At 69.8% G+C, this 24,031-nt stretch carries 21 protein-coding genes and 1 pseudogene; 13 read left to right on the plus strand and 9 right to left on the minus strand.

The genetic code is table 11. The features are described 5' to 3' along the window. Window positions 1–174: 174 nt before the first annotated feature. A complete protein-coding gene (locus FHX44_RS00180; protein ID WP_147253573.1) occupies window positions 175–453 on the plus strand; it encodes an Lrp/AsnC family transcriptional regulator in 279 nt (92 codons plus the stop codon). A 29-nt stretch (window positions 454–482) separates the two neighbouring features. On the opposite strand, the gene trpD is transcribed toward FHX44_RS00180, so the two are convergent. Then, a complete protein-coding gene (trpD, locus tag FHX44_RS00185; RefSeq protein ID WP_147253574.1) occupies window positions 483–1,529 on the minus strand; it encodes an anthranilate phosphoribosyltransferase in 1,047 nt (348 codons plus the stop codon). After that, the gene (locus FHX44_RS00190) at window positions 1,522–1,971 is read right to left on the minus strand and encodes a response regulator transcription factor (protein WP_147253575.1); all 450 of its coding nucleotides are present in this window, start codon (window positions 1,969–1,971) and stop codon (window positions 1,522–1,524) included. The genes trpD and FHX44_RS00190 overlap by 8 nt, the downstream gene beginning before the upstream one ends. Window positions 1,972–2,047: 76 nt before the next feature. On the opposite strand from FHX44_RS00190, the gene ctaE reads away from it, so the two are divergent. The 7 genes from ctaE to FHX44_RS00225 all read left to right on the plus strand — a co-directional run bounded on the left by ctaE (window position 2,048) and on the right by FHX44_RS00225 (window position 11,752). Continuing rightward, on the plus strand, window positions 2,048–2,671 hold the full coding sequence (gene ctaE, locus FHX44_RS00195; protein ID WP_147253576.1) for an aa3-type cytochrome oxidase subunit III: 624 nt from the start codon (window positions 2,048–2,050) through the stop codon (window positions 2,669–2,671). Window positions 2,672–2,703: 32 nt separating this feature from the next. Next, window positions 2,704–3,546, plus strand: a complete 843-nt coding sequence (gene qcrC / locus FHX44_RS00200; RefSeq protein ID WP_147253577.1) for a cytochrome bc1 complex diheme cytochrome c subunit — start codon at window positions 2,704–2,706, stop codon at window positions 3,544–3,546. Then, window positions 3,543–4,703, plus strand: a complete 1,161-nt coding sequence (gene qcrA / locus FHX44_RS00205) for a cytochrome bc1 complex Rieske iron-sulfur subunit (protein ID WP_147253578.1) — start codon at window positions 3,543–3,545, stop codon at window positions 4,701–4,703. The genes qcrC and qcrA overlap by 4 nt, the downstream gene beginning before the upstream one ends. Next, window positions 4,700–6,373, plus strand: coding sequence for a cytochrome bc1 complex cytochrome b subunit (gene qcrB / locus FHX44_RS42605; protein ID WP_147253579.1), 1,674 nt, complete (start codon window positions 4,700–4,702; stop codon window positions 6,371–6,373). The genes qcrA and qcrB overlap by 4 nt, the downstream gene beginning before the upstream one ends. Window positions 6,374–7,234: 861 nt before the next feature. Next, the gene (locus tag FHX44_RS00215) at window positions 7,235–9,433 is read left to right on the plus strand and encodes a phosphatase domain-containing protein (protein WP_342793505.1); all 2,199 of its coding nucleotides are present in this window, start codon (window positions 7,235–7,237) and stop codon (window positions 9,431–9,433) included. A gap of 350 nt (window positions 9,434–9,783) precedes the next feature. Beyond that, window positions 9,784–10,008, plus strand: a complete 225-nt coding sequence (locus FHX44_RS00220) for a hypothetical protein (protein ID WP_147253581.1) — start codon at window positions 9,784–9,786, stop codon at window positions 10,006–10,008. Window positions 10,009–10,027: 19 nt separating this feature from the next. Then, window positions 10,028–11,752: a SulP family inorganic anion transporter gene (locus FHX44_RS00225; RefSeq protein WP_147253582.1), complete on the plus strand. Its 1,725-nt coding sequence runs from the start codon at window positions 10,028–10,030 to the stop codon at window positions 11,750–11,752. A 129-nt stretch (window positions 11,753–11,881) separates the two neighbouring features. Here FHX44_RS00225 and FHX44_RS00230 read toward each other — a convergent pair. Then, window positions 11,882–12,285, minus strand: a pseudogene (locus FHX44_RS00230) (DUF1269 domain-containing protein). A gap of 462 nt (window positions 12,286–12,747) precedes the next feature. Between FHX44_RS00230 and FHX44_RS00235 the strand changes: the two are divergent. Beyond that, window positions 12,748–13,083 (plus strand): carboxymuconolactone decarboxylase family protein, encoded by a 336-nt coding sequence (locus FHX44_RS00235; protein ID WP_246170888.1) that lies wholly within the window; start codon window positions 12,748–12,750, stop codon window positions 13,081–13,083. Between the two features lie 113 nt (window positions 13,084–13,196). Here the strand turns inward: FHX44_RS00235 and FHX44_RS00240 are convergent, their stop codons facing one another. From FHX44_RS00240 to FHX44_RS00260, 5 genes are all read right to left on the minus strand, one after another. After that, on the minus strand, window positions 13,197–13,388 hold the full coding sequence (locus FHX44_RS00240; protein ID WP_425469098.1) for a hypothetical protein: 192 nt from the start codon (window positions 13,386–13,388) through the stop codon (window positions 13,197–13,199). A 774-nt stretch (window positions 13,389–14,162) separates the two neighbouring features. After that, entirely contained in the window at window positions 14,163–15,443 is a 1,281-nt protein-coding gene (locus FHX44_RS00245) for a glycosyltransferase 87 family protein (protein WP_170308703.1), read from the minus strand. A 5-nt stretch (window positions 15,444–15,448) separates the two neighbouring features. Continuing rightward, complete coding sequence (locus FHX44_RS00250) at window positions 15,449–15,658, minus strand: DUF397 domain-containing protein (protein WP_147253584.1); 210 nt, start codon at window positions 15,656–15,658, stop codon at window positions 15,449–15,451. After that, on the minus strand, window positions 15,655–15,855 hold the full coding sequence (locus FHX44_RS00255) for a DUF397 domain-containing protein (RefSeq protein ID WP_147253585.1): 201 nt from the start codon (window positions 15,853–15,855) through the stop codon (window positions 15,655–15,657). Before FHX44_RS00255 ends, FHX44_RS00250 begins: the two co-directional genes overlap by 4 nt. Before the next feature lie 15 nt (window positions 15,856–15,870). Continuing rightward, window positions 15,871–16,716: a helix-turn-helix domain-containing protein gene (locus FHX44_RS00260; RefSeq protein WP_147253586.1), complete on the minus strand. Its 846-nt coding sequence runs from the start codon at window positions 16,714–16,716 to the stop codon at window positions 15,871–15,873. Between the two features lie 628 nt (window positions 16,717–17,344). Between FHX44_RS00260 and FHX44_RS00265 the strand changes: the two genes are divergently transcribed. Further along, window positions 17,345–17,809: an STAS domain-containing protein gene (locus FHX44_RS00265; protein ID WP_170308704.1), complete on the plus strand. Its 465-nt coding sequence runs from the start codon at window positions 17,345–17,347 to the stop codon at window positions 17,807–17,809. A gap of 67 nt (window positions 17,810–17,876) precedes the next feature. After that, window positions 17,877–18,899 carry an LLM class F420-dependent oxidoreductase gene (locus tag FHX44_RS00270; protein WP_147253588.1) on the plus strand — a complete coding sequence of 341 codons (1,023 nt, stop codon included), beginning with the start codon at window positions 17,877–17,879 and terminating at the stop codon, window positions 18,897–18,899. A 641-nt stretch (window positions 18,900–19,540) separates the two neighbouring features. Here the strand turns inward: FHX44_RS00270 and FHX44_RS00275 are convergent. Beyond that, window positions 19,541–19,924, minus strand: a complete 384-nt coding sequence (locus tag FHX44_RS00275; RefSeq protein ID WP_147253589.1) for a helix-turn-helix domain-containing protein — start codon at window positions 19,922–19,924, stop codon at window positions 19,541–19,543. A gap of 120 nt (window positions 19,925–20,044) precedes the next feature. On the opposite strand from FHX44_RS00275, the gene FHX44_RS00280 reads away from it, so the two are divergent. Then, complete coding sequence (locus FHX44_RS00280; protein WP_147253590.1) at window positions 20,045–20,824, plus strand: aminotransferase class III-fold pyridoxal phosphate-dependent enzyme; 780 nt, start codon at window positions 20,045–20,047, stop codon at window positions 20,822–20,824. 89 nt (window positions 20,825–20,913) lie between these two features. After that, window positions 20,914–24,003, plus strand: a complete 3,090-nt coding sequence (locus FHX44_RS00285) for a Pls/PosA family non-ribosomal peptide synthetase (protein ID WP_147253591.1) — start codon at window positions 20,914–20,916, stop codon at window positions 24,001–24,003. Window positions 24,004–24,031: the final 28 nt, after the last annotated feature.

Raw genomic sequence — 24,031 nt, forward strand, 5'->3', positions numbered from 1 at the left:
GTGGATCGGCGGATCCAGGTTTCCGCTGGGTGTGCCGCCGAGCCGGCCTCGTACCGGGCGTACTCGGCCGGTTCGCCGGTGCGCCCAGCGGGAAGCTGGGCCGTCGAGGTACGTGCAGGACTTCCGGTCGGGGGCGCTAGTGTCGCCTTCAGTCCGAGACCCGAGGGAGCCGTCGTGATCACCGCGATCGTCCTGGTGCACACCGCCGCCGACCGCATCCCCGAGACGGCGCAGACCATCGCCGACCTCGACGGGGTGTCCGAGGTCTACTCCTGCGCGGGCGACGTCGACCTGATCGCCGTTGTCAAGGTCGCCGAGCACGACCAGCTCGCCGACGTGATCGCCGGGCGGCTCAGCAAGATCGAGGGCGTGCGGCGCACCGACACCCACATCGCCTTCCGCTCGTACTCCCGCGCCGACACCGAGGCCACCTTCTCCGTCGGCCTGGACTGACCGCGACTCGCGGGTTCCTGGGGACCGTCCTACGGCTTGTGGGCGGTGGAGACCTCGACCCAGCGGGTCAGCAGCCGTTCGGCCGCGCCGGAGTCGATGGCGGCGGCGGCGCGGTCGAGGGCCGCGGGGAAGGCGTCCGCCAGCTGCGCGGGCGGTCCGTCGAACGCGACCAGCGCGCCGGCGGCGTTGAGCAGCACCGCGTCGCGCACGGCGCCGGTGCGCCCGCCGACCAGCGCGCGGAAGACATCGGCGTTCTCCGCCGGGCTGCCGCCACGCAGCGCCTCCCGGGTGGCGGGGGCTAGGCCGAGCGCGGCCGGGTCGATGCTCTCCTGCCGCACCTGCCCTCCGGCGACGACCCAGACCGTGCTGGTGGTCGTGGTGGTGAGCTCGTCGAGGCCGTCGTCGCCGCGGACCACGAGCGCCGACCCCCCGCGTCCGGCGAGCACCTCGGCGATCACGGGCGCGAGCCGCCGGTCGGCGCACCCGACGAGCGCGGCGGGCGGCTGGGCCGGGTTGGTGAGCGGGCCGAGCACGTTCATCGCGGTGGGCACGCCGAGCTCGCGACGCGGTGCGGCCGCGTGCCGCATCGCCGGGTGGAACACCGGGGCGAAGCAGAACCCGATGCCGACCTCCGCCACGCACGCCGCGACGCCATCGGGCGGCAGGTCGATCGCGACGCCGAGCGCCTCGAGCACGTCGGCCGCCCCGCTGGACGACGACGCGGCCCGGTTGCCGTGCTTGACGACCGGCGCCCCCGCGGCCGCAACGACGACCGCGCTCATGGTGGAGATGTTGACGGTGTGCGCCTGGTCGCCACCGGTGCCGACGACGTCCACGGCCGGACCGGCCACCGTGACCCGCCGGGCGTGGCGCAGCATCGCCTCGGCGAGCCCGGCGATCTCGGCGGCCGTCTCCCCCTTGGCCCGCAGCGCGACCAGGAACCCGGCGAGCTGGGCGGGGGTGGCCTCGGCCGAGAGCACCCGGTCCATCACCCACGCGGTGTCGGTGGCGCCGAGGTGCTCGCCGCGGATCAGCCGGCCGAGCAGGCTCGGCCAGCTGAGGACACTCTCAGCCACGGCCTGTGCCGATGGGCGCTGCGCTGCGCGCCGGGAGCGGCGCCGAGCCCCGCAGCACGTCGGCCACCGTCTCGGCGGCGGTGAGCGGGTCGAGCGGGTGCACGAGCACCGCGTCGGCCTGGGACCACGTGGCGAGCCAGCGGTCGTCACGCCTGCGCACCGTGACGATGATCGGCGGGCAGTCGTCGATCTCGTTCTTCAGCTGACGGGAGATGCCCATGCCGCCGGTGGGCTGGGCCTCGCCGTCGAGGATCGCGAGATCGAACTCGCCGGCGTCGGCTCCCTGCAGCACCTCCGCGATCCCGCTCGCCTCGTGGAAGCGGACGCGGGGGAGGTCGGGCGCCGGGCGCCGGCCGATGGCCGAGATGATGGCCTCCCGGACCTCGGGGCGGTGGCTGAACACCAGCACGGTCAGGGTCTCGTGCGCGACGGGGCTGCTCACACTCGGGAACTGTAGTGCGACGTGCTCGTCCGCCCCCTCCCGCCTGCCCGGGGGTAAAGACGACAGCCTGTAGAAGATGGTTCATACTGCCCCGGTGACGACTGCGGCTCCCACCATCAGCGCGCGCATCCACTCGCTGAACCGCCCCAACCTGGTCAGCGTCGGCACCATCGTGTGGCTGTCCAGCGAGCTGATGTTCTTCGCCGGGCTGTTCGCGATCTACTTCACGGCTCGGGCGCAGAACCCGCCGGACGCGACGTGGCCGCCCGCTCCGACGCACCTCAACGTGCCTTACGCGCTGGTCGTGACGATCATCCTCGTCGCGTCCTCGTTCACCTGCCAGTTCGGGGTGTTCGCGGCCGAGCGCGGCGATGTGTACGGGCTGCGCCGCTGGTACCTGCTGACGCTCGCGATGGGCACGGCGTTCGTGCTCGGTCAGGCCTACGAGTACGTGCAGCTGGTGCACGAGGGCACCACGCTCGCGTCGAGCGCCTACGGCACGGTGTTCTACCTGGCCACCGGCTTCCACGGCCTGCACGTCACCGGCGGGCTGATCGCTTTCGTCTACCTGCTGATCCGCACGAAGCTCAGCAAGTTCACCCCGCAGCAGGCCACCGCCGCGATCGTCGTGTCCTACTACTGGCACTTCGTGGACGTCGTGTGGATCGGGCTGTTCGCCGTCATCTACTTCATCCGCTGATACCCGACCGTTAGGGCTGGACGACGCCGACGATGACCACCACACCCCCTTCGAGGAAGCCCCGTGGGCCGCGCAGCCGGTTCCGCCGCCGCGTGGCGGGCGCGCTGGCGCTGGGGATCGGCCTGCTCACCGCGGGTGGCCTGTACACCGCCTTCGCCCCGCAGCCGCAGGTGGCAACGGCGCAGGAGGGCGACGCCGCGCTGATCGCGCAGGGCGAGCAGCTCTACAACAACACCTGCGTCAGCTGTCACGGCTCCAACCTGCAGGGCGTGCAGGACCGCGGTCCGAGCCTCATCGGCGTCGGTGACGCGGCCGTCTACTTCCAGGTCGCGACCGGGCGCATGCCGCTGGCCCGCCAGGAGGCGCAGGCGCAGCGCAAGCCGCCGCCCGCCCAGTTCGACCCGAACACCGAGGAGGGCGCGCGCAACATCGACGCCCTGGGCGCGTTCATCCAGGCCAACGGTGGCGGGCCCACGCGGCCGAACGTCGAGGGTCACGCCCTTCGCGGCGAGGACCCGGCGCGCGGCGGCGAGCTGTTCCGCCTCAACTGCGCGTCCTGCCACAACTTCACCGGACGCGGTGGGGCGCTGTCGTCCGGGAAGTTCGCGCCGTCGCTGGACCCGGCCACCGAGCTGGACATCTACACGGCGATGCTCACGGGACCGCAGAACATGCCGAAGTTCTCCGACCGGCAGCTCTCGCCGGAGGAGAAGGAAGACATCATCGCCTACGTCAAGTCGGTGACGAACGGGAACAACAACCCGGGCGGCGACCCCCTCGGCGGGATCGGACCGGTGTCCGAAGGCCTCGTCGCCTTCATCGTCGGCATCGCCGCCATGGTCGGGTTCGCAATGTGGCTGGGAGCCAAGTCATGACCACCTCGAGCCAGCATCCACCCGCACTCGGCACGGAGAACCCGAAGCCACCCACGCCCACGCCGGCCGAGGTCGAGGACATGACCCTCGACCAGCGCGCGCGGCTCGCCGGTGACCTCGACGACGTCGACGTCGTCCACAACCAGCGCAAGTGGCCGATCCCGGGCACGCGCGCCGAGAAGCGCGCCGAACGGGCCGTGGCGATGTGGTTCGCCATCTCCGCGCTGTCCGGGCTGGCGTTCCTCGTCGCGTTCGTGGCGTGGCCGTTCGAGTACGTGGCGCCCGGTGAGCCCGGCTACCTGACGTACACGCTCTACACGCCGGTCGTCGGCGGCACGTTCGGGCTCTCGGTCCTCGCGATCGGGATCGGCGTGATCTCCTACATCAAGAAGTTCTTCCCGGACGAGGTGTCGGTCCAGCAGCGCCACGACGGCGCCTCCGACGACGTCGCCCGGCTCACCGTCACCGCGCAGCTGGTCAAGGCGGGCAAGGACACCGACATCGCCCGGCGCAAGCTGATCGTCCGGGCCGCCGGCGGGGCGGCGGGTGTGCTCGGCCTCGGGCTGGGCGTCGCGGCCGTCGCGCCGCTGGTGCGCGACCCGTGGAAGGGCGGCGACAACGCCGCGCTGTGGGTCACCCCGTGGAAGCCGGTCAACGGCGAGACCGTCTACCTGCGCCGCGACACGGGCGACCCGCACGAGATCTCGCTCGTCCGCCCCGAGGACCAGGCGCCCGGCTCCATGGAGACGGTGTTCCCGTTCCGGGAGTCCGACCGGGACAACGAGGAAGCCCTGATCCGCAGCCTTCGGGCCTCGGACGCCCCGGTCATGCTGATCCGCCTGCGGCCCGACGAGCGCGTCGTGCACCGCAACGGCCAGGAGAACTTCAACTACGGCGACTACTACGCCTTCTCCAAGATCTGCAGCCACCTGGGCTGCCCCACCTCGCTGTACGAGTCGCAGACCAACCGGATCCTCTGCCCGTGCCACCAGTCGCAGTTCCTGGCCACGGAGTACGCCAGGCCCGTGTTCGGTCCGGCCACCAGGCCGCTCGCCCAGCTTCCTATTACAGTGAACGACGAGGGATACCTCGTGGCCGCGAGCGACTTCGCCGAGCCCGTCGGCCCGGCCTTCTGGGAGCGGAGGTACAACCCGTGAGCGCCCTCACCACTCCGACGGGCTCGGGAGCCAACGCCAAGGTGATCGGCGCCCTCGACGAGCTCGACCAGCGCTACCACCCGGCCGCTGGCCTGCGGAAGCAGTTCAACAAGGTCTTCCCGACCCACTGGTCGTTCATGCTCGGTGAGGTCGCGCTCTACAGCTTCATCGTGCTGCTGCTGTCGGGCACCTACCTCGCACTCTTCTTCGACCCCTCCATGGAGGAGGTCACCTACAACGGCACGTTCGAGAACCTGCGCGGCATCCACATGTCGCGGGCGTACGAGAGCACCCTGCAGATCTCCTTCGAGGTCCGCGGCGGGCTGTTCGTCCGCCAGGTGCACCACTGGGCGGCGCTGCTGTTCATGGCCGCGATGGTCGTGCACATGTTCCGCACGTACTTCACCGGCGCCTTCCGCAAGCCGCGCGAGGCCAACTGGGTGATCGGCGTGCTGCTGCTGTTCCTCGGCTTCTTCGCCGGGTTCACCGGCTACTCGATCCCCGACGACCTGCTGTCCGGCACGGGCCTGCGGATCGCGTCCGGGTTCATGCTGGCCGTCCCGGTGGTCGGCACGTGGAGCCACTGGGCGATCTTCGGTGGTGAGTTCCCCGGTACCGAGATCATCCCGCGGCTCTACATCGTGCACGTGCTGCTCATCCCGGGCATCCTGCTCGCGCTGATCGCGGTGCACGTCGGGCTGGTCTGGTACCAGAAGCACACCCAGTTCCCCGGCCCGGGCCGCACGGAGGGCAACGTCGTGGGCGTGCGGATCCTTCCGGCGTTCGCGGCCAAGGGCGGCGCGTTCTTCGCCGTCACGGTCGGCGTCCTCGGGATCATGGGCGGACTGCTGCAGATCAACCCGATCTGGAACTTCGGGCCCTACAACGCGGCCCACGTCTCCGCCGGGTCCCAGCCCGACTGGTACGTCCTCTTCACCGAGGGCATGCTGCGGATCTTCCCGCCGTGGGACATCTACCTCGGGGACTACAACGTCCCGCCCGCGTTCTGGGCGAGCCCGGCATTCCTCCCGATCCTCTACACGATCGCCGGGGCGTACCCGTGGATCGAGCGGAAGTTCACCAAGGACAACGCCCTGCACAACCTGCTGCAGCGCCCGCGGGACGTGCCGGTCCGCACGTCGCTGGGCGTCATGGGCATCTCCTTCTACACGGTGCTCGTCCTGTCGGGAAGCAACGACCTGATCGCCTACTTCTTCGACGTCTCGCTCAACGCCACCACGTGGGCGGGCCGCATCGGGGTGCTGGTGGTCCCGCCGATCGCCTACTGGGTGACCTATCGGATCTGCATCGGCCTGCAGCGCTCCGACCGGGCGGTGCTCGAGCACGGCATCGAGACCGGCATCATCAAGCGACTGCCCCACGGTGAGTTCATCGAGGTGCACCAGCCGCTGGGCGGTGTCGACGACCACGGCCACGCGATCCCGCTGGAGTACCAGGGCGCCCCGGTGCCCAAGCGGATGAACCAGCTCGGCATGGGCGGCGCACCGGTCCCCGGCTCGCTGCTCACGCCGGACCCGGCCGACCAGACCGTGGCCCTGGAGCGGGCCCGGCACGAGGAGGCCGAGCGGGAGGCCGCGGCCCGCAACGGGCACCAGCCCCCCGAGGTCGCCACCCGCACGGAAGAGCGTGAGGCGATCGGCCAGCAGTAAGGTCCCGATCACCACGAGAAGGCCCCGCCGGTCGCCCGGCGGGGCCTTCGTCGTTCCGCCCGCCGCCCGATCCCATTCGCCAGAACGCGCCCGCGCACGCCGATTCGGACGGCGCATCCCGCCTCCGCTGACGCGACCCGTCGATCCGTGGCGTCAGCGGACAGGGGGTACCTGGGCGGAGAAGGGGTGCGTCAGCGCGGCCGCCAACCGCCCGCTCCCCCACCCCCCGCCGCCGGCGCCCCGTCTCGGCCGACGCACCCCGTCTCTTACGCGGACCGTCTGGGGCTCGGCCATTGCACAACCATCCTCAGACGCAGGCGACTGCGTATCCCCCCTTGCGGGCGAACTCGTCGAAACCTGCCGGCAGACCCTGAACGAGCGGAGGGGTTGCGAGGCCACCACGAGCAGGTACGACCCGCTTGAGGGGCAACTGCTCGACGACGTAGGCCGGGGGATCGGTGGTCACCCGAGACGGGCGATGCGCGGGGTTGGCGAGGCGGTGACGATCCGCGAAGCGTGACCGACGCACTCAAATGAGGAGCAGCACATGAGTACCGGGAACCCGTTCCGGTCACCGACGGAACAGCGCAAGTCGGCGTGGGCCAGCTTCTGCCGGAGAGCCGGATGAGCGGCCTCGCGCGGTACACGGCGATGCTGCGGTGCTGTCGTGGCTGCTGACCAGGTTCGCGTCGTCGAGGTCGAAACCAGACCCAACTCGCCCACAAGTCCACGGCCGAACGGCGATCCGCGGAAGGACGGGACTGAGGCACCCCTGCAGATCACCGCCTCAGCAATTTCCTGGCTGAATCAGCGCCTCCTCCACACACGACGGTTCAACCGGGTTACAGCTGGAGTTCGATGATGTCGAGCGGCGATGCTCATGGCGTGATTTTCGATGTGGATGGTGTGCTCCGGTGGGGGTCGCTCCGTCGTCTGCTGGGGCGGCTTCGAGCCCTGCGCACGACCAGTCTCCGAGATCGCCGTTCGATGCTGGCCATGCCCCGTCTCATCCGCGCACTTTCAGCTGATCTGGGCAGCGCGCCGGTGTTCTACTTGACGGCCTTTCCGAGCGTGCTGGCTCGGCCGATCACGTCCCTGCTCAGACGTGATGGCTATCCTTCGGGCACGCTGCTGACGATGGGCCGCAACTTCGCGCCGCGATGGGTCGTCGGGGGCAGCAGGGCGCGCAAGCTTGCTGGCATCGAACACCTCGCGGACCGGATGCCGAACGTGCGATGGGTGCTCCTCGGGGATGATGGGGGGCACGACCCGCAGGTATTCGTCGATTTCGCGTGCCGCCGCCGGGACCGTCTTGCGGTGATCGCGTTGCGGCAGGTGTTCGACGTAGGTCGCTCGAAGATCAATCTGTCCTCCCGGGCCGACGAGATTGTCGGTGCGGCCCTGGTCGGGGCACCGAACGGCGAGGAGCTACTGCCGTTGGTGCGAGCCGCTCTCGGGATCGGGCAACCCCGGGAGGGATCGGTCGCGGACTGGTTCCTCTCGGAGTTCGAGCGCGGCAATGCGGCCACCCGCCTCAGGGCATGGACCGAGGGCAACGCAGTGCGCCCACTGGTGCACGGACATGTGTACTACGACGCCCTGGCGAGAGTGCTGGCCGCGGCGGGCGACGGCGATTCGGTCCAGTTCGTGGGGTGGCGAGGGGATGCCGATGAGCTCCTCGCCGACGGCGGGCCGACGGTCGTCGAGGCGCTTTCCGGGGCGGCGGGTCGTGGGGCGAGGGTGCGTGGGCTGCTCTGGCACGCCCACACGGGCGCGGTGGGTTCGCAGGTGGGTCCGAACCGGATGCTCGCCCTGGCCGTGGGCAAGGCGGGTGGTGAGGTGCTGCTGGACCAGCGGGTGCTCCCGTTCGGCTGCCACCACCAGAAGATGGTCATCGTCCGCCATCCCGGCCGTCCCCGGGACGATGTGGCGTTCGTCGGCGGCATCGACCTCGACCACGGCAGCCGCGACGACGCCGATCACCGTGGCGATCGGCAGAGCGTGGGAGCCGATCCCGTGTACGGACCCAACCCCGCCTATCACGACGTACAACTGGAGCTGCAGGGTCCGGTGGTGCGGGAGGCGGAGGAGACCTTCCGCGAGCGGTGGCAGAACCCGGCAGCGGTGTCGCGGCTGCCCTGGCACGTGGTACCCGACCGGATCCACGGCCTTCCCCGCACCGCCTCTCCGCTCCCGCCGGCGTCACCCGCCCCCCCGGCCACCGGTACGTGCTCGGTCCAGCTGCTGCGGACCTACCCGCGCCGACGACCCCGCTACCCGTATGCCCCGTCAGGGGAACGCAGCATCGCCCTGGCCTACACCAAGGCGCTCGGCCGGGCGGAGCAACTGATCTATATCGAGGACCAGTACCTGTGGTCGTTCGACGTCGCCCGCATCTTCGCCGCCGCCCTCCAGCGGTCGTCACGACTCCGTGTGATCGCCGTGGTGCCTCGGCGGCCGGACAACGAGAACCAGTTCTACAACGAGGCGGCGATGTTGGGACACGCCGAAGCCCTGGCCATGGTGCGGGAGGCGGGCGGGGACCGGGTCCAGGTGCTCGATGTCGAGAACCTGCAGGGCTTACCCGTTTACGTTCATTCGAAGCTGTGCGTCGTCGACGATGTCTGGGCAGCGGTCGGTAGCGACAACTTCAACACGAGGTCCTGGACGCACGACTCCGAGCTGACCGTCGCGGTGTTGGACACCGAACGTGACCCGCGCGCCCCGACCGATCCCGGTGGGCTCGGGGACGGAGCCCGCCGGTTCGCGCGTGAACTACGTCTCACGCTGATGCGCGAACACCTCGACCTCGACGAGGACGATGATCTGCTCGACCCCACTGGGGCCGCGGAAACCGTCCGCAAGAGCGCCGCCGAGCTCGACGCGTGGCATGACGGCGGATGCCACGGACCCCGACCTGCCGGCCGACTGCGCAGCCACCCCATCGGTAAGGAAGGCAAGCTGCCCGCCCGGCATCGCTGGCTCACCGCCCCGATCTACCGGTCCTTTCTCGACCCGGACGGTCGCCCCCTTGATATGCGACTGCGGCGCACCTACTGAGCCGACCGGGCGGATGCCGTGCGTCCTGGGTCGACCGCCACCTCGCCCAGTCGGTCGTGAACCGGATACCTGCGGCCCGCTCCCGCGGGCGTCGGGTTGTGGCGCATGGAGGTCCTCGGCGGCGAGGGTGGATGCGCAGCGCGGTCAACGGCTCCTTTGGTGCGAGGGACATAGCCCTTGGCGGCGGACCCAAGACGCGGCGACGCCGCGCTCACCTCCTGGGGATGAGGCTGCCGCCCGCGGAAGCCCGCACGATCGCCCTCGGAGGAACGGTTGGCAGACCATGACCGACAAGAGGGCGCGAACGGAACGCGGAGCTCGTCGAGCCGCTGCGCGTACACCCGAAAAGGATGGTGCACTTCGCGAACGACGGGGGGTGCCCTCGGCGTCCGCTGAAGTACGCGGGCGAGATCGACCATGTCGAGCCCGGCCTCGACAGGGTCGATGTCAACGCGGTGCAGTTCCTGCGGGCGGTCGTGCCCGCCGTGGGGCTGCTGTTCTTCTGGGAGCCCGGCAAGCTCATCGCCCCGGGGTCGCAACGGAAGGCGGACCCTGTTCGGCCCAACGCGCCATGACCAGCGCAGGACGCGTGCCATGAGGGCCTCGCTCGTCCCCGGTGTGGCTCTGCTGGGCTCCTACCCGGCGAAGTCGCTGCCCCGCGACCTCGTCGCCGGCCTCGTCCTGACCGCGCTGCTGGTGCCGCAGGGCATGGCCTACGCCGAGCTCGCCGGGCTGCCCGCGATCACCGGCCTGTACACCTCGATCCTCTGCCTGCTGGGGTACGCGTTCTTCGGCCCGTCGCGGATCCTCGTGCTCGGCCCGGACTCCTCGCTCGGACCGATGATCGCCGCCACGGTCCTCCCGCTGGTCGCGGCGGACGGGGACCCTCGGCGCGCCGTCGCGCTCGGGTCGGCGCTCGCACTCATGACCGGGGCGATGGCCCTGCTCGCGGGGATCGGCAAGCTGGGCTTCATCGCCGACCTGATCTCGAAGCCGACGATGATCGGCTACATGAACGGGCTGGCGCTGACGATCCTGGTCGGCCAGCTCCCGAAGCTCTTCGGCTTCTCGGTGGACGCGAGCGGGTTGTTCGCCGAGCTCATCGGATTCGCGGCGGAGGTGGCGGGCGGCGCGACGGTGCCCGCGGCCCTGGCCATCGGCCTGGGCGGCCTGGTCGTGATCCTGGCGCTGCAGCGGGTGCTGCCGAAGATCCCGGCCGTCCTCGTCGTCGTCGTGCTGTCGATCGGCGCGGCCGCCGTCCTCGGGCTGGGCGACCGCGGCGTCGACCTCGTCGGCCCCCTACCCCAGGGCTTCCCCCCGCTCACGATCCCCTACATCACCCTGTCCGACGTTCCACTCCTGCTGGCCGGCGCGTTGGGCATCACCGTCGTCTCGCTCGCCGACACCATCTCCACGGCCACGGCGTTCGCCGCCCGCACCGGCCAGCGCGTCGACGGCAACAAGGAGATGATCGGCATCGGCGCGGCCAACGTCGCAGCGGGGCTGTTCCAGGGATTTCCGGTGAGCACAAGTGGCTCCCGCACCGCCGTTGCCGAACAGGCCGGAGCGAGGACGCAGGTCACCGGCCTCGTGGGCGCAGGCGCGATCTCGTTGATCCTGCTGCTGGCCCCCGGTCTGCTCCGCAACCTCCCGCAGCCGACCCTGGCCGCGGTGGTGATCGCCGCATCGCTCTCGCTCGCCGACATCCCTGGCACGGTGCGGCTCTACCGACTGCGCCGGACCGAGTTCTCGCTGTCGATCGCCGCCTTCGTCGGCGTCGTGTGGCTCGGCGTGCTCCCCGGCATCGCGGTGGCGGTCGCGCTGTCAATCGGCAACGTATTCCGCAGAGCATGGTGGCCGTACCAGACCGTCCTCGGCCGGGTGCCGGGGATCCCGGGGTACCACGACGTGCGGAGCTACCCGCACGCCGAGCGTCTTCCCGGGTGTCCGATATACCGGTTCGACGCTCCGGTCTTCTTCGCGAACGCGCGGACGTTCCGGGAACAGATCCTCGCGCTCGCGGAGTCGCAGCCGCGACCCGCATGGATCATCGTCGCCGCCGAGCCGATCACCGACGTGGACACGACCGCGGCGGACATGCTCCGCGACCTCGACCTCGACCTCGAGCTCAACAAGAAGGGCGTCGACATCGTCTTCGCCGAGATGAAGGACCCGGTGCGGCGCAAGATCGACCAGTACGAGCTGACCGCGACGATCGACCCGGCGCACTTCTACCCCACGCTCGACGCCGCGATCACCGCGTTCCGGACGACGGCAGGCGCCGAGTGGGGCCCGGCTCCTGCCGAGGAGGCCTCGTGACGGGGCTATTAAGCAGTTGAACGATGTCGCCGATGAACCCCTCTCCTCGAAGGAGGCGTACATGAGTGCGGAGATCCCATCCCCGTCAACGAGGAGCCGGAGGAGTCCCAAGCACGCGTGGATGAACGGCTACACGGTCTTCGCCGTAGCGATCAGGTTGCTCGATACCAAATGAGCCCCCGTTCCGCGGAAGTTGCCCAGCACCCGATCGGGCACAATGCCCGACATCACGAACAGCGCCGACGTGCCCTCCTGTACCTCCCCGCGCACCGTGCGGATGAAGTCGTCATCGATTCCGACGTCAGCTAACGAACCGGCCAGTGCTCCCCATCCCGGCGCCGACCGCCATCCCCAGCAGCGGAACGAAGAACAGCAGACCGAACAGCAGGCCCCCAGAAGCTCCCGCCCAGCGCCCCTACACCGGCCAGGCTGCGCAGCTGCTCGGTCTTGGGCTTCCGGCTCCCCTGCGGCGATGTAACAATCGCCGCGTCGACGATCTGGATCAGCTCCTTCTTCTGCTGCCGCTGCAGCAGGTCGAGAGCGCTGCGCGCGCCATCGGCCGAATCGAACTTCCACCGTCAACGCCGTCATCTCAGCTCCCTCGACCACCCTGCAATACGTCGGAACTGTCGGTCGGCGGGCCCCTGCGGCACCACCCCATGCGGGCGAGCCGGATCTTGCCAACCGCGGGTGACCCCGGCCCCCGCTGCCCGTCCCAGGCTCCGATACCGCATGGCCCTCGATCGGCAGCCGCTGCCCGCTGCCGCTGCCGCCCCAACGCGTGCTGTTCGTGACGTTCACGCTTCGCCCTTGCCGCCGCAGCCCAGATCGGCATGCCGGGTGGTGGGCGGCGCCAGCGCTCGACCAGGTCGTGCTCTGCAGTTCGGCGGAGCTCACCCGCCCGAGGTGATGACCGGCGGTCGGAGCAGCGCTGGACTGTTCGGACAGTGCCAAGCGCGACTGAAAAGGCGCGAACCGAGCAGATTGGGGCTTCCGTGACCGCCGCCGAGACACCCGTCCTCGACACACTCGTCGACCTCACCACCATCTCAGTTCAGCGCTGCGCTCTCCCACCGCGTGAGCTGATGCTCGCCAGGATCGCCACCCTGATCGCGGTGGACGCACCGCCCGCCTCCTATGTGGCCAACGCCGGTGCCGCCGCCGACAGCGGCGTCACCGCTGATGACATTCAGGCAGTGATGATTGGGATTGCCCCGGTTGTCGGCACGCCCAGGATCGTGGCGGCGGCCGGCAACATCCTCCGGGCCCTCGGCTTCGCGATCATGGTCGTCGAGGCCGAAATGGCTGAGGAAGCGGACGCCGGGCAGTAGGTCCTGGCCCGAGTGCTTGTGCTGCTCGACCGGGACGCGGCGCCACCGGGTGCAGCCACGGCCGTCCGCTCCCCGGTAGGTCACATGAGCGCCCTGGTCGTACGCAGCGACCTCTAAGGCGGAGCGGTGCGGGTGGACGTCTTCTCGAAGATGAGCGCGATCTCCTTGCCGCCGAGCCGTTCCACCTCGTTGCCCGCGTAATTCGCCAGCTTGAGCGCCTCCGCGAGACGGAGGAGGTATCGGAGCTCGGCCGGCTCGAAGTCGATCTCTTTGAGGAAGCTGCGGCCGCTCAGGTTGAACGCCATGGAAGCCCCGGGGGTCAGAACGCGGCATCGCGTTCGATCGGGCACGTCATGCGATGCGAGCCGCCGACCCATTCGCGCGCCCGCCGCACCGCGGAAAAGCCACCCTCGATGTTGGTGACCTCGATGCCCGCCTTGCGCAGGGCGGTGTTCGGCGCACGCGGGTGTCCCTGAGCTCTCCCGGGCGAGCTCGAAGCACGAGCTCATCCGTCTCGGATGAGGAACGGCCCCCTCCGAGCGGTAACGATCACGGCTGCCGAACTCGCACCGCGGGGGAGAGGGCCGTGATCACAGAGTTACTCGTGACCGGATTGCTGGTGCCACTGTTCCTGATCGCAGCTTCACTCGGATTGGGGCGGATCGAGGAGGCCCTGAACAGGGTCGCTCCGCCGAGTCACCGGCATCCGTCAGCCGTCCCCTGCGAGGGGAAGGCCGAGGGAGAGACCGGAGAGCCGGACGCGGGACGGGCAGCTGCGGATCCGGCCCGAACCCGACGCGGATCCGGTCACCCCGTCCGACGAGGAGACGCTCGATCGACGGACGACCACGTCGACGGCAACCCCGCCGAGATCGAACGCGGCAACTCCGCCGATGAGGTGCTGAGGCCGCGACACCTTCCCACACCGGCGGGCTGCACGGATGCTGCCTTGCGCACGTGGACAGCACGCAAGTACGTGGCCGCACCCTGACCGGGCTGCTGGCGGACTCGCCAGGTTCAGCTCTTGGATCCGGCCCGCGCGCTGCCTCTTGATCACGCCATGCTCTCGACCGCGGAAGCTACATCGCGGTCGGCACAGAGCGTGACACCCACCACGCCCTGGACGTATCGAGGGTGGGCGGTTCGACCGACGGCCCTCCCGCGCTCGCCGAGCGAACCGGGGCGTTTGCGCGGGTAGCGCAGCTGCACTGCCTTGTTGCGAAGGTGACACCCGCTGCAGTTGGTGTGCCGGCTCCGCGATCGGTGTGGGAGCGGGCCGCGACGGCCAGCGCCGCCAGGAAGAGCAGCAGGTAGGCGTCCGGCCAGAACGAGATCAGACCGGTGGCCGGGATCGGGCCGACCTGCGGGCCGGGCAGCGCCGTCACCACCGCGACGGTCGTCGCGAGTACACCGGCGAGGCCTGCCGCGGCCAAGCGGTCGCCCACCAGGACGCGGGTGCCGAGCAGCACAGCGAGGGGGATGGCCCACACGTAGTGGTGCGACCACGCGAACGGGGCCAGCGCCGCCGAGGCGAGCCCGCACAGCGTCACCGCGAGCAGCTCCTCCCCCGAGCGGTGCGCCCGCACGGCCAGCGCGATCGTGCCCGCCCCGAGCACGGCGGCAGCAGCGAGCCAGGGCAGTCCCTCGGCGCCGAGGCGGGCGAGCAGGCCGTTCAGGGAGTGGTTGCTGGGGCCTGCGACGTCGGAGATCCGGTCGGCCGCGAGGAACGTGCCGTCGAGCCAGAACGTCACCGAGTCGGCGGGCGCGAGCAGGAAGCCGAGGCCGGCCGCCGCCGCGAACGTGGCGAGCGCCGTGGCCGCCGCCCGCCACCGCCGGGTGGCCGCCAGGTACACGACGAACAGCAGCGGCGTCAGCTTCACGGCCGCGGCGAGGCCGACCCCCACCCCGCGCAGCCGGCTCCCCGGCCTCCCGAGCAGGTCACCGACCACGAGGGCGAGCAGCACGATGTTGATCTGCCCGAGGTACAGGGTGGTGCGCACCGGGTCGAGCGCCGTCGCGACCACCGCGACCAGCACGACCACCGGCCACCCCGCGCGGGGCGCACACCGGTGCACGACGAAGGCGAGCAGCGCGATCCCCGCGCCCGTCCACACCGCCTTGAGCAGGTCGAGCGGCAGCAGCGCGAGCGGCGCGAACAGCACAGCGGCGAACGGCGGGTAGACGAACGGCAGGTCCAGCAGCACCCCGCCCGCGTACAGCGGGCCACCGGCGAGCACGTGCTCCCCGCCCGCCCGGTAGACCTGCAGGTCGATCAGCAGCGCGTGCGCGTCGGGCCACAGCGCGAACACCAGGGCCTGCGCGGCGAGCACCAGCGCGGCGGCCCCGGAGAGGAGGCGCACCCCCACTATTCGGGGAGGTCGAACTCGCCCGCGTCCACGCCCTTCACGAACGCGTCCCACTCGGCGGCCGTGTACACGTGCGGCTCGCAGTCCGGGTCGTTGGCGCGGCGCAGCGCCGCCCCGCCGTCGGGCAGCCGGGCGATCTCGACGGCGTCGTCACCGGCGCTGGTGCTGCTGCGCATCCAGACGACGTCCTCGGGCACGCGCGAAGTCATGAGTGGTCGAACTCCCCTTTTCGGAGGGCGGTGAGGAAGTCCCGCCAAGCGGTGGCGGAGTGCAGGTGGGGGGCGCGGGTGCGGTCCTTGGTGTCGCGGACGGCGACGCCGGCGGGCGTCGGCGCAACTTCGACGCAGCTGGCACCGTTCTCACCGCTGAAGGTACTCGTGTGCCAGTCGAGGTGATCCAGGTTCACGGCGCCCCCTTCGGGTTACAGCTCATCGGCGATCCGCCGGATCATCTCCCGCGACTCGGGCGGGGCCAGCGCGAGGGTCCGGAGCCGCTCGAACTTGAGTCTAGCCAGCGTGACGGCCGGTTCCTTCTCCAGGTGGGTGGCGCCGAGGGCGTGCTCGACATAGGCCATGTCGGGTTCGCCGAGATCGCCGAAGCTGAGTATGAGGAAGCCAGATGCGAGGGAGGGATGCGCGCCTCGTCCCATGGGGAGCACCTGCAGGGAGACGGTCGTCAACTCGCTCGCGGTCAGCAGATGCTCCAGCTGAGCTCGCAACGTGGCCCTGCCCCCGACGGGATTGCGGAGCACAGCCTCATCAATGATCGCTACGAAATGCAACGGGTCATCGTCGGACTCCAGGCGCTCCTGCCGGATCATGCGAACCTGGATGTCGCGCTCGCGCTCGTCAGTGGGCCGGGGCAGCGGTGACGCCTCGTACAGGGCGCGGCTGTAGTCAGGGACTTGCAGTAGCCCAGGCACGAACCCCGTCGCATACTCCTGCACCTGCGTGGCCTCGGTCTCGTAACCCACATACGAGTTGTCGCCCAGCCCGTAGGCCCGGTACCAGCCCGGCTTCGCCGCTTCCCGTGCCAGCTCGAGCATCTCGGTCCACACGTCACCGGCGTCGTACAGGTCGAGCATGCTCTTCACCAGGTGCACGTCGGCCTTCTGCTGCCCGTTCTCGATGCGGCTGAGCCTGCTCGCCGACGTGTCCAGCGCCGGTGCCGCCTCGTCCAGCGTCAGCCGGGCTCCCTCCCGCAACTTCCGCAATCTGCGCGCCAGGATGCGCCGCCTGATCGACGCCCCGTTCCGCTTCGCCCCCATGCGCCCTCCGCGTCCGGCCGATGACCGATCGTGGCATCGGGAACGACGGAGGTGGGATTCCCACCCCCCTGATCGTTCCGACATCCGCCGGAGCGCCCTCGACAGGGCGAGAAACCGCACGTCGGATCGATCACTGCGCCGTGATCGTTGCGACATCGCGCTCGCCGCCCTCGCGATGGCGGTCGCACGCATCTCGCAGATCGATCAGCGCACCCGGCCGGCCCGATCGCGCGACTCGCCGCGCCAGAACGCCCGACTCGCCGTGTTGAGATGCCCGACTCGCCGCGCCAGAACGCCCGACTCGCCGTGTTGAGATGCCCGACTCGCCGCGCCAGAACGCCCGACTCGCCGTGTTGAGATGCCCGACTCGCCGCGCCAGAACGCCCGACTCGCCGTGTTGAGATGCCCGACTCGCCGCGCCAGAACGCCCGACTCGCCGCGTTGAGATGCCCGACTCGACGGAGGTCCGCGGGGCCGGGTTTGCGCAGCGTGGCCGAACGGCCGAGGAAGTCACCAGGTCGTGGTGATCTTTCTCCCGTCGCGGTATTGACCTCCCGCACATACCGGATCACGCTGGGTACACAAGGGCACAGCGGGGTTCGAGCAGAAAGGTCCGATCGGGGTGTTCGTGGCTGAGGTCAATGGTCGCCCGGGCGACGGGTATGTCGCCGTCCGGGTCACCGGCGACGTCGACACGGGCACTCGGGCCGCTCTCACCGACGCGCTGGAGCGCGCCCTCGCCGTCGGCTCCCCGTCGATCCTCGTCGATCTCACCGGGGTCCGGTTCTTCGCCGTCGCCGGGGTGCACTGCGTCGAGCGCGCGGTGGGTGCGCTCGAAGCGCGAGGTGGCTCGGCGCACGTGGTCTGCCCCCAGCCCGGCGCCGCCTGGCGGGTGGTGTCACTGCTCGGGCTGCAGCAGCAGTGGCTGGTGCACCACGACGTCGACGCTGCGGTCGCGGGCTGCACCGCAGGTCGATGGCCGTCATCGGCCCCGGTCCGCGGTGGCGACGAACCCGCTGAGGTCGCGGGGCGGCACGTGCCCGTCGGCACGGCCGGCCCGGGAGGTCCGGTACGCCGACGCGTTCAGGGTTGAGCACGGCGTTCGACCGCGGGACGACACCGGCGCAGCACCGCGCGCCGAGTCGTGATCCACTGATCCGATGAAGGTCGACGCGATGCTGCGGGGCACGGGGCTGGCCGACCTGGCGGCCGAGGCGCGGGAGCGGGAGGCCGCCGGGATCGACGGGCTGTGGAGCTACGAGGGCCCGCACGACCCGTTCCTGCCGCTGATGCCGGTGGCCGAGCACACCTCGCGGGTGGCGGTGGGCACCGCCATCGCCGTCGCGTTCGCGCGCAACCCGATGAGCATGGCCTACGTCGCGAACGACCTGCAGGTCCACTCGGAGGGCCGGTTCCTGCTCGGCCTGGGCAGCCAGGTCAAGCCGCACATCGAGCGCCGGTTCGCGATGCCATGGAGCCACCCCGCGCGCCGCATGCGCGAGTACGTGCAGGCGCTGCGGACGATCTGGTCCGCGTGGGACACCGGTGAGCGGCTGGCGTTCCGGGGCGAGTTCTACTCCCACACGCTCATGACGCCGTTCTTCTCCCCCGCGCCCAACCCCTACGGGCCGCCTGCGGTGTACCTGGCCGCCGTGGGCGACCAGATGACGCGGGTGGCGGGCGAAGTGTGCGACGGCCTGCTCCCCCACGCCTTCACCACCGAGCGCTACCTGCGCGAACACACGCTCCCGGTGCTGGAGGAGGGGCTCGCGGCGAGCGGGCGCACCCGGGCCGGCTTCGCGATCGCGTTCTCCGGTTTCGTCGTCTCCGGATCCACCGAGGAGGAGATGGCGATGGCCGCGCGCGGCGTGCGCGAGCAGATCGCCTTCTACGGCAGCACGCCCGCCTACCGCCCGGTTCTCGACCTGCACGGGTGGGGCGAGCTGGGAGTCGAGCTCAACCGGCTGTCCCGCGGCACCGACGCCGACCGGTGGCAGCGCATGGGCGAGCTGATCGACGACGAGGTGCTGGGCACGTTCGCCGTGGTCGCGGAGCCGGACCGGCTGGGCCCCGCGCTCCTGGCCCGCTTCGGCGGACTCGTGGACCGCTTCACCTTCTACGCCCCCTACGAGCACGACGACGCCATCTTCGCTCCCGCTACGGAGGAGCTGCAGCGGGCGTGACCAGCGCGCGGTGATCGGCCGGCAACGGCGCCTACCTGCCCTTGTCCTCCGTCGCTGGGTCATCTGGGTACGGATGCCCGTAGATGTGCTCCTATCGGGTGGATCTGCTCCCGAGCGACTGCGCAGCAGCCGACGGGACGCGGCACCTGGCGGAAACGGGGATCGCCGACACCTCCGTACGCCATGGGTCGAACGTCGCAGATCGTCTCCGGCGACTAGGCCTGACGCGTTGCATCTCGGCGGCCCTTGTCCCCCTCTTCGAGTAGGAGACCGCGGACGTCCGCGGTTGTGGGGACCAGGCGGGTGATGGGACGTAAGCCCCGGGCGCTCCTCGGGGCGAAGCGGAAGGATCGAATTGCGGATCGGAGGGGCGATCCAGGATCCGGGGGACGGCGAAATGGCCTTGGTCGAACACGTCGACGCACCTGCCTGCCCACAGGACACCGGCCCGCTACCAGGGCCGTATCGCGGAGGGCTTCCGGCCAGCGAGCGGGGAGAGCCGCAGGCCCGGGGTTTGGAGGCGTTGGGGATGGCAGGGGGCCCGCGGAAGGGGTCGGGGTACCGGGCCGACGACGATCCGCGCCCGGATCTGCGCAGGCTCGCCGCAGAGCTGGACGGGTTGCTCCGAACCGTGGGGGACGTCAGGGCTTCGCGTCTTCGGCAGTTAGCTGACGCTCGATCTGCTCGACGCGGTCCCGCAGCTCCCGAATCTCCCGGCTCAGCCCGTCCAGGGCCTGCAAGACCGGATCCCTGACCTCGTCGTCGTGCGGTTCCGGCCGGTCACCGCGCAGCACCTGGTCGAGGTAGCCGGCGGGCCACCCCAGCGCCTCCGACACCGCGGCGAGCGTCTGGGGTCGGCGGCGGCGCGGGCTGAGGTTGTGCTGCAGCTCCCGGATCGTCGTCAGCGACAACCGCGCGCGGGACGCGACGTCCATCTGCGTCATGCGGGTCTCGGCCATGCGGTTACGGATCGCCTCTGCGACCGAGTTCCAGTCCTCGTCGCACGCACGTTCCGCGTCGGTCACGCGCAGAGCCTAGGGCCAGAGTCGGCGTTGATCGACCCCGCTCCAGGCATCAGAAAATCGGCACCAATATTGTGTCAACTGGTGCTAGCCTGAGGCGGAGGGAGGGGAACGATCATGGTCATGGTGGAACCCGTCGATCTACCCGCGCTCCCGCGCGTCACCGGCCCGCTTCCCGGGCCGCACTCGGCGGAGCTGCTGATCAGGCAGGATCGGCGCGAGCCCAACGCGCGCGTCTACCCACGACACATCCCGATCGTGATCGACGAGGCATGGGGCAGCTTCGTCCGCGATCTCGAAGGGAACGTCTTCATCGACTTCCTGACCGGAGCGGGCGTGCTCTCGCTCGGTCACAACCATCCGGAGTCCGTGCGCGTCGTGACCGAGCAGCTCGGCCGGTTCGCGCACGGGCTCGACCTGCCGACGCCGGCGAAGGACGCGTTCACCGAGGCGCAGCTGTCGATGCTGCCGCCGACGATGCGCGGTCGCACCCGGGTGCACTTCTGCGGGCCGACCGGCGTCAACGCCGTCGACGCGGCGATCAGGCTGTGCAAGACCGCGACCGGACGGTCCGATGTCGTGTCCTTCCAGGGTGGGTTCCGCGGCACCACCCACCTCGGGATGGCGGTCACCGGCCTCGTCGCGAGCAAGCGGCCGATCGGCAACGGGGTTCCGGGTGTGGATTTGATGAAGGACGGTCGCCGGGGTCCCGTGGCGCAGGAACCCGCAACTCAGATATGCGGGCCCGAGACCAGCATCGACTCGGCGGCGGGCGGAAGCATTCCATCACCCACCCGTGACGCTGCTCCTGACCCGGGGTCCACGGTAGGAGGCTGCGCCCGTCCTCCCGCTGCGGACCGCGCCGGTTCACGGATAGCTGGGTTTCTGGCACAGCTCCCGTAACGGCCCAGGCACGTGCGCGGATCTCGCTCACGCCGTCCAGCGCGCTTGTCGCACCGACCACTCCGACTTTTGATTCAAGGGGTCAATTGATGGGAAGCTCCCGCGACGTCCTGACCGCTGATCCGGCTGACAACCTGACCACTGTCACCGAATGCGAACAACTCTTCGCCGAGGTGCTGACCGATGTCGTGGGCACCGAGCACGTGTCGGTTGACAGCCACTTCTTCGACGACCTCGGTGCCGACTCGATGCTGATGGCCCGCTTCTGCGCACGGGTGCGCAAGCGGGCCGACCTGCCGTCGGTGTCGATGCAGGACGTCTACCAGCACCCGACCATTCGGAGTCTTGCGGCGGCCCTCGCCAACGACGTCCTTACCGCTGATCCCGCTGACAACCTGACCACTGTCACCAAATGCGAACAACTCTTCGCCGAGGTGCTGACCGATGTCGTGGGCACCGAGCACGTGTCGGTTGACAGCCACTTCTTCGACGACCTCGGTGCCGACTCGATGCTGATGGCCCGCTTCTGCGCACGGGTGCGCAAGCGGGCCGACCTGCCGTCGGTGTCGATGCAGGACGTCTACCAGCACCCGACCATTCGGAGTCTTGCGGCGGCCCTCGCCAACGACGTCCTTACCGCTGATCCCGCTGACAACCTGACCACTGTCACCAAATGCGAACAACTCTTCGCCGAGGTGCTGACCGATGTCGTGGGCACCGAGCACGTGTCGGTTGACAGCCACTTCTTCGACGACCTCGGTGCCGACTCGATGCTGATGGCCCGTTTCTGCGCACGGGTGCGCAAGCGGGCCGACCTGCCGTCGGTGTCGATGCAGGACGTCTACCAGCACCCGACCATTCGGAGTCTTGCATCGGCCCTCGTCAACACCAAAACCGACACCAAACCCACGCCTGCCTCGCAGCCGGCAACTCCGGCGGCTCCCACCCCGCTGCCAAGGCGGGCCCGCAATGGTGAGTACGTCCTCTGCGGGGCGCTGCAGCTGCTGTTCATGCTCGGCTACCCGTCCCTCACCGCTGTCGTCGGCGTCAAGGGCGTCGAGTGGGTCCGCGCCGGCGGCTCGGACCTGATCGACATCTACCTGCGGTCGGTCGCGTTCGGAAGCGCGATGCTCGTCGGCCTGAGCGCCCTTCCGATCCTGCTCAAGTGGGTGCTCGTCGGCCGGTGGAAGCCTCAGGAGATCCGCGTCTGGAGCATGCCGTACTTCCGCTTCTGGGTCGTCAGGACGCTGATCCAGCGGAACCCGATGGCGTTGTTCGTCGGCTCGCCGCTCTATGCGCTCTACCTGAGGGCGCTGGGCGCGAAGATCGGCCGCGGGGCCGCAATCTTCACCAGGAACGTGCCCGTGTGCACCGACCTGCTCAGCATCGGCGACGGCGCGGTGATCCGGAAGGACTCGTTCTTCACCGGCTACCGGGCCCACGACGGCATCATCCAGACGGGCGCGGTGAGCATCGGCAAGGACGCGCTGGTCGGCGAGGTCACGGTGCTCGACATCTGGACCTCGCTGGGTGACGGGGCCCAGCTCGGGCACTCGTCCGCTCTGCACGCGGGTCAGGTCGTGCCTGCCGGGGAGCGCTGGCACGGTTCCCCTGCGCAGCGGACCGACGTGGACTACCAGCGGATCTCCACGGCGCACGTCAGCAGCTTGCGACGAGTCGTCTTCGCGACCGTGCAGCTGGTGAACCTGCTCCTGCTGGGTTCGCCGCTGGTATTCAGCGTCGTGGTCCTCGCACTCACCGAGGTCCCGCAGCTCGCGACCCTGCTGGATTCGGGTCCGGTGCAGTTCACCAGCTGGACGTTCTACCGCGACGCGCTGGTGATGTCCGGCGTGCTCTTCTTCGGCGCCATTCTCGTCGGCCTCGTATCCGTGGCCACCATTCCTCGCCTGCTGAACCTGGCCATCACGCCGGACAAGGTCTACCCCTTGTACGGATTCCACTACTGGGTCCAGCGAGCGATCGCCCGCACGAGCAACAGCAAGTTCTTCACCCGCCTCTTCGGCGGCAGCTCCTACATCGTCCACTACCTGCGCTGGATCGGGTACGACCTTCGCAATGTCGAGCAGACGGGGTCGAACTTCGGCGAGCTCGTCAAGCACGACACCCCGTTCCTCACATCGGTGGGCAGCGGAACGATGGTCGCGGACGGGTTGTCCATCATCAATGCGGATTTCTCGAGCACGTCGTTCCGACTGTCCCGCGTGTCGATCGGGGCCCACAACTTCCTCGGTAACAGGATCCCCTACCCGGCGCAGGGGAAGACGGGCGACAACTGCCTGCTTGCGACGAAGCTCATGGTTCCGCTCGACGGACAGGTGCGGGAGGGTGTCGGCCTGCTGGGCTCGCCCAGCTTCGAGATCCCGCGGTTGGTCCAGCGCGACAAGCAGCTCGCCGTGGTGAGCAAGGACGAGCTGCGCCGCCGCCTCCGGGCCAAGAACGTTTACAACATCATCAGCATGGCGCTGTTCCTGCTTTCGCGGTGGATCTTCTTGTTCGCCGTCACCGTGCTCTACCTCGGCGCCGTCGACGCCTGGGCCTCGCTTGGCGCGCTCGCGGTCGTGCTGGCCATCGTCGGAGTGTTCTTCTTCAGCTTCGCGTACTCCATTCTGGTCGAGCGCACGGTCCGGCCGCTCATGGCCTTGCGGCCGGAGGGCTGCTCGATCTACGACCGCGCCTTCTGGCGGCACGAACGCTTCTGGAAAATGAACGCCGACGCCGTCTATCTCAATACCTTCAACGGCACGCCGCTGAAGAACGTGATCTGGCGGCTGCTGGGTGTGCGAATCGGCCGCCGGGTCTTCGACGACGGCTGGTGGCCGACCGAGCGGACGTTCACCACGATCGGGGACGACTGCACGCTCAATGCAGGAAGCACCGTCCAATGCCACTCGCAGGAGGACGGCGGATTCAAGTCGGACCGCACTGCGATCGGTGCCGGCTGCACGCTCGACGTCGGCGCATACGTCCACTACGGCGTGACGGTGGGCGACGGTGCGATGCTCGCCGCCGACTCCTTCCTCATGAAGGGCGAGGAAATGCCACCGAGTGCTCTGTGGGGCGGAAACCCCGCCAGGAAGATGCGCGAGCACTCGGGCGATCTGCAGGTCCGAAAGATCAGCATCGACGACAACGGCGCCGCCGTGCTCGTCCGCGTCTGACACCCGGCAAACGTGGATCGAAGGGACG

Source organism: Pseudonocardia hierapolitana (assembly GCF_007994075.1).
Classification (GTDB): Bacteria; Actinomycetota; Actinomycetes; order Mycobacteriales; family Pseudonocardiaceae; genus Pseudonocardia; species Pseudonocardia hierapolitana.